Source organism: Undibacterium sp. TC4M20W, from assembly GCF_049340245.1.
Classification (GTDB): Bacteria; Pseudomonadota; Gammaproteobacteria; order Burkholderiales; family Burkholderiaceae_D; genus Undibacterium.
The window spans coordinates 356,461-374,025 of the sequence record NZ_JBMPPI010000003.1 but is presented as its reverse complement, the minus strand read 5'-3'; the positions used below and the strand labels follow the sequence as shown (position 1 = coordinate 374,025).

Here is a 17,565-nt window from a genome sequence, read left to right as displayed (position 1 = left end):
GTTTTTCAGAAAAACAATCAGAGTGGTGATTGGCATTCGATGAAAAACGGCCTGTCGATAGTAATCGACAGGCCGTTGATTGCCGGATGGCGGTATGGTCGCATCAAGATTGGCCAGGTGGGGGAGGGCGACGTATTTCCTGGCGATTATTGCCCGGGCCGCCGGATGTATTGCCGCCAAAGCGATAAGACAGCCCGATATATATCAGGCGACCGTCATAGCGTCGAATATTGTGCTCTTTGAGAGTATCTGTATCGACGATGGTATCAATTTTGTTTGAGTTAAACACATCTGTGACGTTCAAAACCAGATTCAGGCTAGGTGTAATGGTGTGGCGCAGGCTGAAATTGGCAGTGGAATTGGGTTGACGATAACCTTCGCCCGATAGCGTTTTTCCCTGGGAATTCAGGCTGATTTGCAACTGATCCTGTTCGCTCAGTTGATAATTAAAGCGCCCGCGCAAACTTAATGATGATGCTGAACGCTGAATTTCCTGACCGGTGGCAGTCAGGATTTTTTGTTCGATGAATAAGAGGTTACCGCTGGTGTTGATGGAAAGCTTGGGTGTTAGTTTGCCGCTGAGCGTGAATTCAACACCGCTGGAATGATTGCCGCCACCGTTTTCCAGTGTGGTCAGCACTACAGTGTCGCTGATCGGGATTTTTCGAGACAAAATACTGTCGCTTTCTGTGCGATAGTAGCCACGGATATTCATATCCAGCCCGATGACTCTGGTTTCATACGCCAATTCAAAAGAGTCTGTTTGCGCTGGCTTCAATTTTGGGTTGCCGCTGGAGTAATTCAGCTCGTCACGATAGACAACAAAAGGATTAAGCTCATTGGCATTGGCGCGACGTATGCGGTGTGCATAACTGAAACGCAGGGTGGTATCGTCACTGGCCTTGTAACTGGCGAAAAAGCTTGGGATATAGTTAATATAGTGATTGGTCGCCTCTGTGTGCGCAGTCAATTGTTGAATATCGATATGCGTATACTCCGTCCTCAGGCCTGCCAGTACACCCCATTTTTCATTCAGGCGTAATTGATATGAGCCGTACAGGGCAATATTGGCTTCATCCAGATTATAGCTATTGGTTCGTGATGGATTCAGGATGGCAGTGTTGCTGATGGGATCAATATTAAAATAGCTGGTATCAAATTCACTTTTGTTATTGGCTATTTTATAGCCCATTTTTAAAAGTCCCTTTTCATCGGGGCGTTCATAGTCACCGGTAAAATCGACGATCTTGATATTGTTGGCATTATTTTGCTTGCTGTGCACATCGGTAAAAATAATCGGACTGCTCGCATCCACGTTGGAGTAGACGTTGGAATACGCGTTGGAACTGGCATTGTCCGAACCTGATACACGCAAGTCCAGCCGCATTATTTCACCATTAATATCGCCTTTGTGGTCATAGCGTCCACCCCAACTGTAGTTGGTGCTTTCGCCACCGCGCTGGGTGGAACGCACATAGTCATTATTGATTTGGCCGGTGTTCAGGTAATGGTCTGTCGATTTTTGGTCATTGTTGCGTCTGGCATAGGAGAAATTGGCACCGAGTGTGTCCTTCGTGTCGATGTTGTACGTAATCGCAGCATTGACACCGGAAGAATTATTCAAGCCAGCAGAAGCAGATTCCTGTGTACTGTGCTGACTGAGATCAAGCCGGTCGCGGACAGCATCGCCCACTGAATTTCTGCCATCATGGCGAAAATTCATTCCACCCTGTATGCCAAACAGGCCCTCATGATAGCTGCCAGATACAGCGCTGTTATAGCGACCCGCGGATCCGGCATTGGCATTGACGACACCGAAACCACCGGGTTGGCGATTGCGTCGCATGACCAGATTGAGAATGGGCCCACCACCGCCTTCGTTGCCAAACTGCGCGCCAGGATTATTGATCACTTCTATAGATTCTATGTCGTGTGAGGGCATGGCATTCAGCGATGCGCCACGGTTGTCGCCCTGCATCATGGCGGATGGTTTTCCATCGATCAGAATTTGAACTTTAGTGCTGCCGCGCAGACTGACTGTGCCATCTGGATCTACGGATACAGAAGGAATATTGTTGAGCGCATCGGTGGCCGTGCCATTGGTACTGGCGACATCTGATTTGACATCATATACCTGACGATCAATGCGATTGCTGGGGCGTTCTGCTTGCACGGTCACCGATTGTGGCTCGCCACTGCTGCTGACTGGCGCATCAGATGTCACAGGCTTGTTATCTGTTTTGCTTACCGGCCCAGTCTTACTATTTGTTTCTTCTGGTTTGGTTTCTGCAGGCTTGACTGGTGTTGCGGCTTTGGCCGGTGTGGCAGGTACAGCTGGCTTATCCGGGGTTTGAGCATAAGCAATTGGACTCATGCAAAAAGTTTCTGTGATCAGCACACTCACTACCAGGTTACGCGTTGTCTTGCGACCATGACGGACAAATTGCGTTACTGTCGCTGGGCATATTTTTTTACGGCGTGTAGTCATGATTTGGGTCTAGTTGAATGCCATTAGATGAAATTGCCAACACTATGACGTAAAAATGTCTGCCTTGTTCAACTTGCTTTGTATCAGTTTGTTGTCAGTAGATGCGGGTGCTTCATTTGTTCAATCCGGGTCTGCAACAGTCATCTTTTTCAGATCTGTCACTGAGGGAATATACTCACCGATCAGTGCCAGATTTTGTATCGCAGCCAAGCCCCATTGGGCAGTGTCATTGGTGCTGATCCATGGCACTTCATCGACGGGATTGAGGCTATTTACACCCTGAACGCGTGTGGTTTTCAGCAATGGGCCGGGCACGCCACGATTACCAAAAAACTCGCGCCAGGCGCGCTGTGCCAATGCGGGATTTTTGTTTTTCCAGGCGACGTAGGCCGTGAGCCGGGAGTGGCCGTTACGCAAGGCATTGCCCGCACCGTGTGGCATGCCCAGTGCATTGATCTGCTCCTGTTTGCCAGCATTGAAAAGTTCGCAATACTGTAGCCATGCCTGTACAAACCTGGGTTCGTCAGTCAGGGTCACCAGTTCTGCAAAAATCTCTACTGCACCAAAGACCGCATTCAAATGGCTGGCCGATGCCCGGTTGCCAAAGACATTGATCAGATGGCTGGTATCTGCATCATAAGCAAAACTGTTGCCATTGAAAAAGCCGTGGGGCATGCCGGCGATATCTCGCATGCCAGTCAATATCTTGTCACGGTACCTGATGTCACCGCTGCGTTCCCATTCGGTCAGCCAGTTACCGGCGAGTGAACCCCAGTCTGTGCCAAAACCGGCATGTGCCTTGATCTTGCTGATATCTTCTTTGGGTTTGAGCTTGCGCGCAGGATCCGTGCTTTCCAGTTTTTTGTCGGCATCTATCAGTGAATGCATGATGTCGCCTATGCGTTCATCTGCTGTCAGGTAATAATAAAAGCGGCGATAGATGGCAGCGCTGATGCGCAGCTGTTTTGCGCTACAGCCCCAGTGCTGTACATTATGGCGCGAACCCAGACCAGCAAACTGACCCAGGTGATGGGTATCGACTTCGCTGGTATGCCTGACCATAGCTTCCGCAAAACGGAAGATGTCAGCCCGTCCGGTGCGCAGGAAAGAGTACCAAAGCCATAGATCAGGCGAGAGTTCGGAATTATCCCAGGCAAAACCGCCGACGTCATAACGCCATTCATGCCGGTCCAGATCATAAGTATGGCGGATGTCGCCATAATCCCAGAATCCATACCAGTGGCGCTGTTCAACCTGTTCCTTGTAAAAATTGAAGCGAAAATCGAGCTGATCTTCAAGCGCCGCTTTTACCGGATGCGAGCGATCTGGCAAGCTCCACAGTCCGCCGAACACGCCAGTCGCCAGGAAATGACTGGGCTTCGCTACCAGTTGAGGAGGTGTCTGTATGGCATCAGCAAACTGCACCAGCTTTTCCCTCGAAGGGGTGGCGCCACATACCCATAAGGTGATTTCGCTGCTGCGGGCCACACCCATGGGGCTGCCAAATCCTTTTTCATAATCTTCGTAGGTGATCTCCAGGCCTTCGCGTTCCTGATCATGGGTTTCCATACCCATGCCATCATGATAAAAGCGCAGGTCCATGGCCGGGGCATCCGGGGACCACATCCAGACGGTGACCTGGGCGGTGTCGGTATGCGCCTGCCGGATATCCAGTTGGGTAGGATGGCGCTGCCAGAAATCGCGCAAGCCAAAAGCAACGCCGCCACTGACGCCGCCTATATAACCTGTGCCGGGGGATCTGTGTCCCCAGGCTGCTTCCACCCAGCCATAACCGGACTTGGTACGTTTGCGTATCTTGAAACCATCTGCCGATTGTTGTGACAGGGTGTAATCACCCCATGCCGGTACCAGATGGATCAGGCGCTGTATCACTTCAGGAAACTGTGCCAGCGGCGGGCAGGCGAGCCCAGCCAGTTGGGCATTGCGTACTGCGGGGCCAGGGTCACGGCGCAGGCCGGTCATATTGCGCACACCTTCAGCCCACAAGCCGGCATTTTCACCGGCAAAGCGCACATGCCTGTCATGTAGCGCGTCACGCATGGCGACATCGAAACGCAAACCTATGCCACGCAAGAAATCGCGCTGCTCATCGCCGTCATAAACAAAGCTGTGCATGACGCGTATGGTATCTGCACCTACGTAGAAATACAGTCTGAGCACGAAAGGCAGCCAGGCTCGTTTGGCATCCTTGTGCATGCCTTCCACCTTCAGTACAGCACGTACAGGGCCATTTTGTTCAAGGCTGACCTGGCTGATATTGCTGATGTAATTGTACTGACGGGTGGTGCCGCTTTCGCCGTCCGGTTGGTCATCGGTGATGACTACAAGGTGGCCATTGCGCATGATGTCTTTGCCATCACGCTGTACGCTGCGGATAAACTGTGCTCCATGAGTGGCAACATCACATACCATCACGCCTGTATCTATCAGATACCCGTTCTTGCTTTGCCTGACGCTGACTATCTTTTCAGATGGCAGGGCGGTTTTTGCTACGGGCCTGACCTGCAATTCGGAACCCAGGCTTACGCCAGCGGCTACTGCATGTGCGGTCCACTTCAACGTACCATCGGGCCAGTATGCCAAAGGCCAGCTTTGGGTAGGCAGGTCTTTGCCATCCTGATTAATCAATTGAAACTGCTGGCTTTTGGCGATCTTGCCGCGTGGCCAGGGTACGCCTACTGTCGTCCCCGTCAGTACTTGCGGAGTTTTGCCTTCCAGCCAGTTCAGGCGTATGAACTCGTCTGCTTTTACTATGGCACCTGCGGTACCTGCATTCCTCACATCAACCGCAGACAGATTTTGCGCTTGCAGAGATGGTATTTGACTGGCAAGTGCGCTAGCTGCCGTTGTTTTGATGAAGCTGCGACGCGTTAATTTAAACATTATTCATTACTTTGCATATCTGAAAATAGCTGTACTTGCTCTTGATTAATGACGATCAAAGAGACAGGGTGTATCAAGGTGTGTAAATGGCCTCTGGCTTGGTTACCGTCATGCCATCGCCCAGGTAAAAGCTAGGGTGAGGGGGCTGGTTGTAACCGGCATTTTGTCCTGCCACCTGCATCCTGTATTGCGGATTGTGCATCAGGCTGGTGATGCGATGTGGTGTTGGTATGGTGGTGCTGAATACCAGCAGGGCGGTGTCGTCACTATTGCGCCAGACGACTTCCTCGCGCCAGTCACCAAACAAGTCAGCCGATAGTACAGGCGTGGATTTAGTGCCATTGTTGGATGCAGCATTATAAATTGCACCATTGAGCAAACGTTCGAAGGCGAAGGCTTTTGGATTCCATTTCTCTATCAGGGTGCCATCCAGCGATTCACGCAACAGATCACCATCCCACCAGACAGCGAAGTTGACGCGTCTTGGATGCTGGGGTGAAATTTCCACACCACCAGCACTCATCAAACCACCGACTGATCCCCAGCATTCTTCGCCGGGATAAGCCGGGTCTATGTCCATGCAGACGCCACGACCGACATCGGCACCTTTGCCATCTACACTCCAGAGTATCTTTCCGGTAGCGGCATCATGCATTTCCAGTCCATGTGCGCCATAGCAGCTTGGCGTTTCATGTACCATGTAAATTTGCTGTCCCGGGCGATTGGGATCAAGTTTGCCTACATGCAAGGCATCACCATGGCACAGACCCGTGCTGTACAGCATTTTGCCGTTACTGCCTACAGTGGCAGCACCATAGATGAGGTCGTCCTTGCCATCGCCGTCTACATCGGCCACTGACATCCAGTGTGCACCCTGGTGATTGACCGGGCCGCCTTCTATATCGCTGTCAAATGTCCAGCGGCTAGTGAGTTTGCCGTCGCGCCAGTCCCAGGCCGCAATCACTGCACGGGTGTAGTAGCCACGCGAAAAGACAGCGCTTGGACGTTCTCCATCCAGAAACGCTACCGTTCCGAGAAAACGGTCTACCCGGTTGCCATAAGCATCGCCCCAGGCTGCGACATCACCACGTGCCGGGATATAGTTGGTGCTGGCCATGGCGGCACCGGTCATGCCGTTGAAGACAGTCAGGTATTCAGGGCCGGATAAAATGTATCCTTTGCTATTGCGATAGTCAGCAGTGGCATTGCCGATGACTTTGCCTTTGCCATCTATGGTGCCATCCGCAGTTTTCATCATGACCTCTGCCTTGCCATCACCATCGAAGTCGTACGCGAGGAAGGTGGTGTAATGCGCACCGGCACGGATGTTCTTGCCCAGATCGATGCGCCACAACAATTTGCCATCGAGCTTGTAGGCATCCACATAGGTATTGCCAGTGTAGCCAGCCTGGGAATTATCCTTGGCATTAGTAGGCTGCCATTTGATGATGAGTTCATATTCGCCATCACCGTCAAGATCGGCGGCGGAACCATCATTCAGTACATAGCTGTAACTTGATCCATCAGGAGTGATGCCATCGGCCGGTTTTTGTACGGGTATGGTTTTATACAAATTGCCCCATGTGCTTTTGGGCGCATCTGCCAGCAATTCAGCACCGTCAATGACCGGACGTATGGTGTAGCTGCTGGCAGGTGTACCTGCGTCATCGGTGTAATTGGTTACTTGCTGGGGTACTCGGTTTAATTTCTCCTGTCCGCGATAAATATTGAAACTGATATTTTCTGGATCGGTTCCCAACAAGCGCCAACTGATGAAATTGGCTTTGCCGGTATTGATGGCGACGACCCCGCGATCGAGTTTTTCCATCTGCTTGCCGCTCAGCGATGTATGACCCAGGCTTACAGTTTTGGCTTTGACAGTGGTATGGCCGGCTGCCTGCACCTGGCTGTTGTAAACACCAGCCAGGCTGGCGATTAACAGGGCGCTGGTCAATACATGATTGATTTTCATATTTGCAGATTTCTCGTTTGTCATCAACGTTGTAGATTGGAAGGGCTTGGGACCAGTTCCAGCGGTACACCACCACGGGCTGCGCGTATCTTGACCAATTCCAGCGACTCCAGCGCATTCACAGCTTTGCCATCGGTACTGACTGCCAATGTAAGCGTATTTTCACCATTCGGATTCAATATGCCTGGTGGCAGGATGAATAGACGTTGCGGGCCTATATGCGAAATGAAATTTCCCATATTCCAGCCATTGATGAAAATCAGGACGCGATTTCTGCGATCAGAACGTGGCTGAGTGGTATCACCTATGGCCAGACCCAGTTGCACATCATGACCTGCCGGCATATCCAGGGTGAAATTGGTACGCAACCAATATGTACCAGCCGCTGGTGGCGCCGCATCTGGACTCGCTTTTTCCCAGCCACCGTTGTCTGGTTTTGCACCGACTGGCAAATACCAGCCTGCACGTTCGCCATACAGACCACCGTTATTCAAAGACCCCCGCACCAGATCGGCGATTTCTTCACCACCTTTATTGCCCTGGATCTTCCAGCTGATTGGTGTGGCAAATTTTTTTTTGATGTCATGCGTCAGTGACACGCTGATCAAGCCACGCGCGACTTTATGTTCATCATCGGCTGCCAGATCCCAGTTGTGGGAATTATTTCTGACCATGACCGACAGTACATGTTCGCCTGCATGCAATGCTTCGGCAGGCAGCTTGAAGCTGGCTGTGCCCCAGTTATCTGGCTTGGGTTTCCCGGTTGGCATTTCATTTTCACCGATATAGACACCGTCCAGCCACAGTTGCATGAAACCTGCACCACCACCGCCATAACTGATTTCCAATTGTTCAGGCAGTGGTTTACCAGCCTGCACCTTGAAATTGCCACGGTACCAGACATCACCGTGGTGAAAGCCATAATCACTCATACTGAGTATGGGTTGGCCAGCAGGAGGTGTGGTCTTTACGGTGGCAGCCGTGGTGGTCAGGTCAGTCTTGCGCCATTTGCTGTCGTCAAAGACTTTGGCTGCCTCTGGCGAATCCATGCGACGCATCCATGTCTGTTGCATCAGTTTTGGTAAAAGGATGTCAGCAGGGCCAGCCAGAGGTTCGGTCGACAAACTGCCATCGGCATTCCTGTTGCTGGTGATGGCGGCAGTATTCCAGGTGATTTGCTTGACAGCTTTCGGGGCCCATATCTCCAGCTTACTGCTTTCATGGGTATCTCCACTCAGGTGCAAGGTGCTGTCTTGCACGCTGGCCTGACGCACCAGTGCTGGCGAACGCTCAAGGACAGGGCCGTGCGCGGTTTCCTGACGCCAGAAGTTGCGGCCAGTTTCGTCATCCGCCAGCAAGAGCAGTAAATCTGCTTTGCCACCACCACTGATGCGTACACGTATCAAATCCTTGTGTACATAGTTCAATCGCAGATCGCCCGTTTGCTGATCAAATACTGCATTGGCTGCACCTTCCAGCACTTCGACCTTTGGTGCTGATTGATAACGCAATACGGTTTCGCCATCTTCGCCCTTGCGGCCATACAGCAAGGCGATATCGCGCTCATCCTGCTGCAGGTGGGTCTGGGTGTCGGATGTGGTGTAGACCAGATGCTGGCGCTCCATTGCATAATCTGACAACAGCAGTTTGACGTTCTGGTCTTTGATGCGCAAGGTGCCTGCCTGCGGGATCTTGTAGCTGCCATCGCGTGTAGTGAGCTTGAAGCTGAACAGTTCTTCTGTGGTTGAATCGGTCTTGGTATGAATGGCGAAAATCAGGTGTGCCTTATTGACGGGACTGATATTGTGATACAGTCTGACAGCAGGATTGGAGGCGGTGATTGCTTCACCTTTATCCATGGCGCTCAGCACAGATTTGGCGGCATCCACAAAGTGTCCCATCTGCTTCAGTGTCAGGGCTTTTTCGCGCAAGCCACGGCCTTCGTCGATTGCTGCGCCATAATCGTAGGACGTATACACCACCTGCGCTGGCAACCAGCCCCAGGATGTGCCGCCATACATCATGTAAATGGAATGGATGGAAATACCATTGATCAGATTAGCCCCGTAGAAGGTGCGTACATAATTCGATCCTGTGCGTTGCGCGGTGCAGTCATAAGTGCCGACGCTGCCCCAGAAATCAAACCAGCCGCCGCCCATTTCTGCCGCAAAGCCTGGCGTATTGGGAGAGGCGAGGGCACCAATCTTGACTGGCCCGGTTCCGGTATTGGCCGGGATTTCACCATACATGCCCCAGTTGGGCACGACATTTGGTTTGCCAATTTCCTTGGTATTGGTACAGCCACCACCGGGGTAACCGTCAAAGCTGTACAAGTCGGTGGGGCCTGGCACCGCATAGGGCGCGCTGGAATTGGGTGGCGTCCAGTTAGGCAGGCGACCTGCAGAATTGTGGAACAGCGGCACGCTGATGCCATCTGCCCTGGCTTTGTCTGCCAGGTGTTGCATGTAGCGCTTATGCGTATCCGAGGTATTTGATAACTCGTTTTCCAGCTGATAGGCAATGACAGTGCCGCCACCAGTGGTGATTTGATGGCGCGCGATAATCGCGTCAATCTGGGTCAGCCATTCATCTGCAGACTGTATATATTCGGCAGCATCAGTACGGGCAATCGCTTTTTGTCTGGCCAGATAACCAGGAAAACCGCCCAGTGTCAGCTCTGCATTCACATACGGGCCAGGGCGGGCAATGACATACATGCCTTCCTGTTCTGCCATTTCTATCGCCAGTTCTACATTACGTATGCTGGAAAAATCATATTGATTCGGGCGTGACGAGTGATAACCCCAGTCAAAGTAAATCGCCACAGTGTTGAGCCCGGTGGCTTTCATTTTCTGTATGACATCACGCCACAGTGAAGGATTGGGTAACCTGAAAGGGTGAAATTCACCTGCCCAGATCATTTCCCTTTTGCCATCTATCATCAGCGAGTGTTTATCCCAGGTGATCTTTTTCGCTGGCGATTTTGCGGCAGTGGCCTGTTCCAGGACTTTGGTCGGTTCGCTGATGACAGTGAAGTGGCGTACCGCTCCCGACACACCACCCAGTTCCTGCTTGGCAGTCCATGTTTTGAAATTGTCCTTGCTGTCGGAATACCAGTAATGCTTGGTCGTATAGTCGTCAAAGTAAATGCGCCAGCCGCCATTTTTCAGCTTGACCAGGGCCTGACCTTCCAAAGGGTTGCCCCAGCCTGCCCAGTCGCCCGTTTTTTCCACTTTCCATGGACCAGCAAGAGCAGGGGCTGTCGCCATTTCTATGTATTTGCTGGTTTCATTTTTAGTGAAAACCACATAGCGTGACCCGTCCTTGATGGGGAAGGTATCAATGTAATTATTTTGCAGGCCTGCCATGGCCTGGACTGGCGAGAAATTGGCATACGTCTTGTCCAGCGCATGCAGCACATAGGCACCAAAGGGCCCCTTGGTCCCCTGAGTTGATACTGAAACGACGATGTGGACCGAGCCATCACTGTCTGTAAACCATTCCGGTGCCCAGACATTGCTGACTTTTGCATTCGCATCAGGCAATTGCAGACGCACGTCACGTATATGCTGCCAATGGCGCAGGTCGCGGCTTTTGGCGACACCAAAGGTATCGCCAGCCCAGCCAGTAGTGTAAATCACATAATAATAACCATCATCTGCATGCAAAATGGAGGGGTCACGCAGCAAGCCCTGTGGCGGCGTATACGCTTCAGAAGCCAGCGGTGCAAAGCTGGTGCCGTCGTAAGATGTAAACAGGCTGAGCTTGTTTTGTGATGTAGAAGGAAAGGCAGACATCAGGAAGCTGGTGTCACCCTTGAGCGGAATCACTTTGGGGTTGGCGTTCGGTGGCGCAACCGTACTATTGGTCTGTACCTTGTTGGTGCTGGTCAGCCCGAAACTGTCCATCAGGGCATCACCAGTGACTGGTGGATTTTGAGGAGAATTTTGTGGCGGTGCAGTATTCTGCATTTGCGCATGTGCCAGACATACGCTGCACGTCAATACCAAGATCGTCAATCCTGACCGTACTACTGAGTTCATCATTTTCCTTCTGACCATGGCCAAACAAAGAATTGGAAATGAGTAGATGTATGCCACACCGGGCGATGCGCTATGTCTTTCTGGCTCAGGTACTTGATTGGCCTGGGCTTGGTGTGAGATGTCTCTGTTTTTATCGCCACATTAATAAATAAAAATGCAGCTTATTGTTTCGAGTATCAATTTCGCGTTAAAACCTGTCAACTGCAGCGAGTGATGTAATCACGCTCATGAGCAATAGCAGATCATTTCGGCTTTTTTCAGGCGATTTACGGCGTGTTATATGTTATTCACCAAATCAACTCACGGTAATTGATGTTTTTTGGGAATACTCAGAGATCTGCTCATTATTAATCATCAAGTTGAACATTTTGACTGGACGTTCCCTGGTTTTTTAATGGTAATCTCAATCGATACTGCCATGGATAAAAAGAAAACATATCCAAAAAAATAAGTAGGGGACAAGAAAATTGAGTGAACAGACATCATCGCCATTGCGACGGAATTTTTTGCGTATATTTGGTACTGGAGCTGTAGCTAGCATGTTGCCTTTGCATGCTTTACCGGTAATGGCGCAAGGAAAAATTGTTGGAAAAGTCAATCCGGCAGGCAATTTTAATGTCCGCGGTTTTGGTGCCAGTGGCAATGGTAAGAGGCTTGACACTGATGCGATCAATCGCGCCATCAAAGCTGCTGCTGCGGCAGGTGGTGGAACAGTGTATTTCCCTGCTGGCAAATACCTGAGTTTCTCGATTCGCCTGCAAAGCCATGTTACGCTGTATCTGGATGCTGGTGCCACCCTGATTGCTGCAGACCCGGCAAAGCATGGCGGCAGCTACGACGAGGCAGAGCCTAACGAATGGGATGCTTATCAGGATTTTGGGCACAGCCACTGGCACAATAGCCTGATCTGGGGCGAAGATCTTGAACATATCGCTATTCTGGGTAGCGGACTCATCTATGGCCAGGGTCTGACACATGCTGGCCCTGGGCCGCGTCGCGTGGCCAAGCCTGGTGATATGCCACTCAGCCTTGGCAATAGCGATCCGCACGGTGAGCGCAGTGGCAACAAGGCTTACGGCGCTGATATGGTGGGCAAGGGCAATAAGGCGATTGCCCTTAAAAACTGTAAAAACATTATCTTGCGTGATATCAGTATTTTCAACGGTGGGCACTTTGCCTTGCTGGCAACAGCAGCTGACAATATGACGATAGATAATTTGAAAGTGGATACCGACAGGGATGGCTTTGATATAGATTGCTGCCGTAATGTTCACATCTCCAATTGCAGTATCAATTCTCCCAATGACGATGCCATCTGCCTGAAAAGTTCATTTGCACTGGGTTATAAGCGTTTTACTGAAAACGTCAGCATCACTAATTGTCAGGTGTCAGGCTTTGATCTTGGTACTTTTCTGGATGGTAGTTTTCAGCGCAAGCAAGAGTTTGCCCCGGACAAGGAGGGAGTGACTGGGCGCATCAAGCTGGGTACTGAATCTAACGGTGGTTTTCGTAATATTGCCATTTCAAATTGTATTTTTGAGCGTTGCCGCGGGCTGGCCATAGAAAGCGTCGATGGTGCCATTATTGAAGATATCAGTGTTAGCAATCTGACCATGCGCGATTTGACCAATCCCCCTATCTTCATCCGCCTTGGCAGCCGTTTGCGCGCACCGGAAGGTGCGGTGACCGGGGCTATCAGGCGTATAAATATCAGTAATGTCACGGTGTCAGGTGCTGATTCACGTTATGCATCCATCATTAGTGGAGTGCCTGGCTATCCTGTAGAAGATGTGCGTATCAGTAATATGCACGTGTTGCATCAGGGAGGTGGTGAACTTGGCAAAGTAGCTGTCAATCCACCAGAAAATGCTGGTAGTTATCCCGAACCCAGCATGTTTGGCCTCAGCCCCGCACATGCGGTGTTCGCACGTCATGTCAATAATCTCGAGTTGCATCATGTTGATATCAAATATGTGCGGACAGACAACAGGCCAGCCTTTGCTTTGCATGATGTGAGCCGTGCTTATTTTGACCACGTGAATTTTCCTCTTCAACCTGGCACGCCGGGTTTTAGTTTGCAGGACGTAAAAGATTTCTCTGTTAAAGATTGCAGTGGTCTGGCAGATATTCAGCGCAAACAGGCGGAGCGCGAAAACCTGTAGCTGTGTGCTGTGGCATTTCTATTGATGGGTCTATTGAATTATGCATGTCAACAGCTATGCCAAATTCATATACTTTCGGTCAGTTAATTCATATTTCTTATCACGTTTGCCCATCTACACTCATGACTTCATTTGCTTAGCCATTGCGTCATGAAAATAACAAAACTGATTACTTATCGTGTTCCTCCAAGGTGGATGTTGCTGAAAATAGAAACTGATGAGGGTATCGTCGGTTGGGGTGAGCCTGTCATAGAAGGGCGGGCGCGAACTGTAGAAACCGCGGTGCAGGAATTTGCGTCTTATCTGATAGGGCAAGACCCGGCCCGCATCAACGATCTCTGGCAAGTCATGTATCGCGGTAGTTTTTATCGCGGTGGAGCTATCCTCATGAGCGCCATGGCAGGCATTGATCAGGCACTGTGGGATATCAAGGGAAAAGCCCTGGGCGTGCCGGTGTATCAATTGTTGGGTGGCCTGGTGCGTGACCGCATGAAAACCTATAGCTGGGTCGGCGGTGACAGGCCTGCTGACGTGATTGCTGATATTCGTCGTCTGCGCGAAGCGGGCTTTGATACCTTCAAGATGAATGGTACCGAAGAATTTGGCATCATTGACAGTGCGGCGGCGGTTGATGCTGCGGTAGGGCGTATTGCCGAGATTCGTGAAGCGTTTGGCAGCCAGATTGAATTTGGTATTGATTTTCATGGCCGCGTTGCCGCGCCTATGGCCAAGGTTTTGTTGCGTGCTCTGGAGCCATATCGTCCCTTGTTTGTAGAAGAACCTGTATTGGCAGAGCAGGCTGAATATTATCCACGCCTGGCAGAAAGTACGGCTATACCGTTGGCCGCAGGCGAACGCATGTATTCGCGCTTTGAATTCAAACGGGTGTTTCAGGAAGGAGGCATTGCCATCGTCCAGCCTGACCTGTCCCATGCTGGTGGTATTTCTGAATGCCATAAAATTGCCGCAATGGCAGAAGCCTATGACATTGCCCTGGCACCGCATTGTCCTTTGGGGCCGGTTGCGCTTGCAGCATGTCTGCAACTCGACTTTGTCGCCCATAACGCAGTCTTGCAAGAGCAAAGCATGGGCATCCATTATAACAAGGATGCAGAGCTGCTTGACTACGTCATCAATCGCGAAGATTTGCGCATTACCGATGGCTATATTGCCGCCTTGCCTAAGCCTGGTCTGGGCGTGGAAATTAATGAAGAGCGCGTGAAAGAAGCCAGCCTGCGGGCACCTGACTGGCGTAATCCGTTATGGCGTCACCCTGACGGCAGCGTTGCGGAATGGTAAGAATGGTACAAACGAATACCGCGCAAGGCAAGGCAGTTCTGCCTTTGGACGCGAAAGAAAATGTGAGCCTGATCGGTATTGACTGGGGTAGTACAGGCTTGCGGATTTTCTTGATCGGACAGAATGGTCAACTTATCGATAGCCGGGAAGCTGCTTCCGGTATTTCTGTCATGCAGGGTGGGCAAGCCGCTTATGTGCGGGTGTTGCAGGAGCTGGCCGGTGACTGGTTGACAAACTGGCCTGATGTTCCTTTGCTGGCTTGCGGCATGGTTGGCAGCAAACATGGCTGGCAAGAGGTGCCATATGTACAAAGTCCGGCAGACGCCCATGATATCGCCATCAATATTCTATCTATAGATGCCGGAGATTTACGCCCAGTGTCTTCACGCCTGGGTATTGTGCCGGGCTTGTTATATCGCGGCGATGCGCCTGACGTCATGCGTGGCGAAGAAACCCAGATCGTAGGTGCACTGCAAGGTCAGCCAGACTGGGCCAGCCGGTCATGCATAGTCATGCCCGGTACACATTCGAAATGGGCCAGTATTGTAGATGGAAAAGTACAGGCTTTTGCCACACACATGACGGGGGAATTGTTCGCCGTGCTCAGGCAGCATTCGGTTCTTGGCCGTTTGATGCCTGCCGTGCAGGGGGAGAGCAGTGATGTCAGTTTTATTGCCGGCCTGGATGTTGCCCGCAAGATGATGGCGCAAGGCTTGAGTCATCAATTGTTTAGTGTGCGCACCCTGGGCTTGATGGGTGATATGCCACCTGATGGACTGGCGGATTACTTATCTGGTTTATTGATCGCCAATGAGTTACTGGCTGGTTTGCATTGGCGCTCTGAGCACGGTCTGGCACATGCGCCATTGATATTGATAGGGGAGGCTTCTCTTTGTGGGCGTTATTCCCTGGCGCTTTCACGTTTTGGCGTCAAGCCAGACGCCGTATTGATGAATAGCGCACCGGCGGGTTTATGGCATCTGGCGTTCACCGCAGGCATGCTGAGATTCTGAGTATGGACATCAACACCACCCGAAGGAATTTCATGAAAACCATTCCCGCCACATTTGATCAGGCATTTGCTGATTTACCCTTGATTGCCATCTTGCGCGGCATACGTCCTAAAGAAGTGGAATCCATCGCTGCAGATTTATATGAAGCCGGTTTTCGCATTATTGAAGTCCCGCTGAATTCACCATCTGCGCTCGAATCGATAGACATACTAAGTCGCTGTCTGCCACCTGATGCGCTGACAGGTGCAGGTACTGTGTTGACTCTGGATGCCGTGCGTCAGGTACGTGATGCGGGTGGACGTCTGATCGTCATGCCACACGCTGATGTAATGGTCATCAGGGAAGCAAAAAAACAGGGCCTGTATTGCGTACCAGGGGCAAGCTCACTGACAGAGGCATTTGCGGCGATGTATGCAGGTGCAGATGCAGTCAAGCTCTTTCCTGCGGAATTGGTCACGCCGCCTATAGTACGGGCGATGCGGGCCGTTTTGCCAGCCAGCCTGCGTCTCTTGCCAGTGGGAGGGATTACTCCTGACAACATGGATGACTACCTGCGGGCAGGTGTCAATGGATTTGGCCTTGGCTCAGCTTTGTATAAACCAGGAATAGATGCTGTAAAAATAAGAGTCAAGGCACTTGATTTTATAAAAGCCCTCAGAGCAGGCATGGCGAAAAAATCAAATGAGGCTTTGCAATGAATCATCTGCAACAGGCTTTGGCACATACAGCGACCTTGGGCGAGGGTTTGAGCTGGCAAGATAATACAGAAAGCTGGTGGTGGACTGATATTGAGGCAGCGAGTTTGCAAAACTGGAAACCTGGTCAAGCTGTAGTCACTTACAGATTGCCAGATAGATTGGGTTCTTTTGTTCATTGTCGTTCAGGCCGTATTTTGCTTGGATTGGCAAAGCGCCTGTGTTTTGCCAGCTTGCCAAAAAATGGAGCAGTGCCTGCGTCATTGAGGCAGTTGACGACGAATTCGGCTACGACAGTCCAGTTGCCAGTGCAGACGCTGGTTGCTGTTGATCCGGCAGAGCCGCGCACACGTGTGAATGATGGGCGTACCGACAGGCGCGGTTACTTCGTATTTGGCACAATGAATGAAGCGCCGGAAAAACGTCCTATTGCCAGTTTTTACCAGTTTTCCATACCTTACGGCTTACGGAGGCTGGCTTTGCCTGCTGTAGCGATTGCCAACAGCATTTGCTTCAGCCTGGACGGCAAGACCATGTACTTTACCGACACATTAAGCCGTCGCATACAGCAGTGTGATTATGACGCTGAAACTGCCAGTGTCAGTAATATCCGTTTGTTCGCCATACTCGAAGGTGATAAAGCCTATCCAGATGGCTCTGTCATTGACAGAAATGGATGCTTATGGAACGCAGAGTGGGGCGCTGGCAGCGTGGCACAGTACGCGCCTGACGGGCGTTGCCTGCAGCGATTATCGGTACCAACAAAAAATCCTACCTGTCCTGCATTTGGCGGTGTTAATGGCGACTATCTCATGGTCAGCAGCGCACGCCAGGAAATGAGTGCCGAAGAATTATCCCGCATGCCAGCTGCTGGCAGTTTGTTTGCGATGCAAATGGATGCGCCGCTGGCAGTTGCCGATACCTTGTTTGACGACAGTGATGCGGGCTCAGTATTGCCCTTGGCTCCTAAAACAATAAAGAGACAATGA

General features: G+C 51.1%; 9 protein-coding genes. 5 read left to right on the top strand and 4 right to left on the bottom strand.

Features of this window, described 5'->3' with window-relative positions; all coding sequences use genetic code 11:
• Nucleotides 1–103: 103 nt before the first annotated feature.
• From ACO0LL_RS06135 to ACO0LL_RS06120, 4 genes are all read right to left on the bottom strand, one after another.
• Nucleotides 104–2,488: a TonB-dependent receptor domain-containing protein gene (locus ACO0LL_RS06135; protein WP_422949997.1), complete on the bottom strand. Its 2,385-nt coding sequence runs from the start codon at nucleotides 2,486–2,488 to the stop codon at nucleotides 104–106.
• A 120-nt stretch (nucleotides 2,489–2,608) separates the two neighbouring features.
• Nucleotides 2,609–5,392, bottom strand: a complete 2,784-nt coding sequence (locus ACO0LL_RS06130) for a Tat pathway signal sequence domain protein (protein ID WP_422949996.1) — start codon at nucleotides 5,390–5,392, stop codon at nucleotides 2,609–2,611.
• A gap of 73 nt (nucleotides 5,393–5,465) precedes the next feature.
• Nucleotides 5,466–7,364 (bottom strand): rhamnogalacturonan lyase, encoded by a 1,899-nt coding sequence (locus tag ACO0LL_RS06125; protein WP_422949995.1) that lies wholly within the window; start codon nucleotides 7,362–7,364, stop codon nucleotides 5,466–5,468.
• A gap of 23 nt (nucleotides 7,365–7,387) precedes the next feature.
• A complete protein-coding gene (locus ACO0LL_RS06120) occupies nucleotides 7,388–11,407 on the bottom strand; it encodes a beta-galactosidase (protein WP_422949994.1) in 4,020 nt (1,339 codons plus the stop codon).
• Nucleotides 11,408–11,946: 539 nt separating this feature from the next.
• Between ACO0LL_RS06120 and ACO0LL_RS06115 the strand changes: the two genes are divergently transcribed.
• From ACO0LL_RS06115 to ACO0LL_RS06095, 5 genes are all read left to right on the top strand, one after another.
• A complete protein-coding gene (locus ACO0LL_RS06115; RefSeq protein WP_422949993.1) occupies nucleotides 11,947–13,569 on the top strand; it encodes a rhamnogalacturonidase in 1,623 nt (540 codons plus the stop codon).
• Between the two features lie 150 nt (nucleotides 13,570–13,719).
• Nucleotides 13,720–14,868: a galactonate dehydratase gene (dgoD, locus tag ACO0LL_RS06110; RefSeq protein WP_422949992.1), complete on the top strand. Its 1,149-nt coding sequence runs from the start codon at nucleotides 13,720–13,722 to the stop codon at nucleotides 14,866–14,868.
• Between the two features lie 2 nt (nucleotides 14,869–14,870).
• Nucleotides 14,871–15,881, top strand: a complete 1,011-nt coding sequence (locus ACO0LL_RS06105; protein WP_422949991.1) for a 2-dehydro-3-deoxygalactonokinase — start codon at nucleotides 14,871–14,873, stop codon at nucleotides 15,879–15,881.
• 32 nt (nucleotides 15,882–15,913) lie between these two features.
• Nucleotides 15,914–16,579: a 2-dehydro-3-deoxy-6-phosphogalactonate aldolase gene (locus ACO0LL_RS06100; protein ID WP_422949990.1), complete on the top strand. Its 666-nt coding sequence runs from the start codon at nucleotides 15,914–15,916 to the stop codon at nucleotides 16,577–16,579.
• Nucleotides 16,576–17,565, top strand: coding sequence for an SMP-30/gluconolactonase/LRE family protein (locus ACO0LL_RS06095; RefSeq protein ID WP_422949989.1), 990 nt, complete (start codon nucleotides 16,576–16,578; stop codon nucleotides 17,563–17,565). Before ACO0LL_RS06100 ends, ACO0LL_RS06095 begins: the two co-directional genes overlap by 4 nt.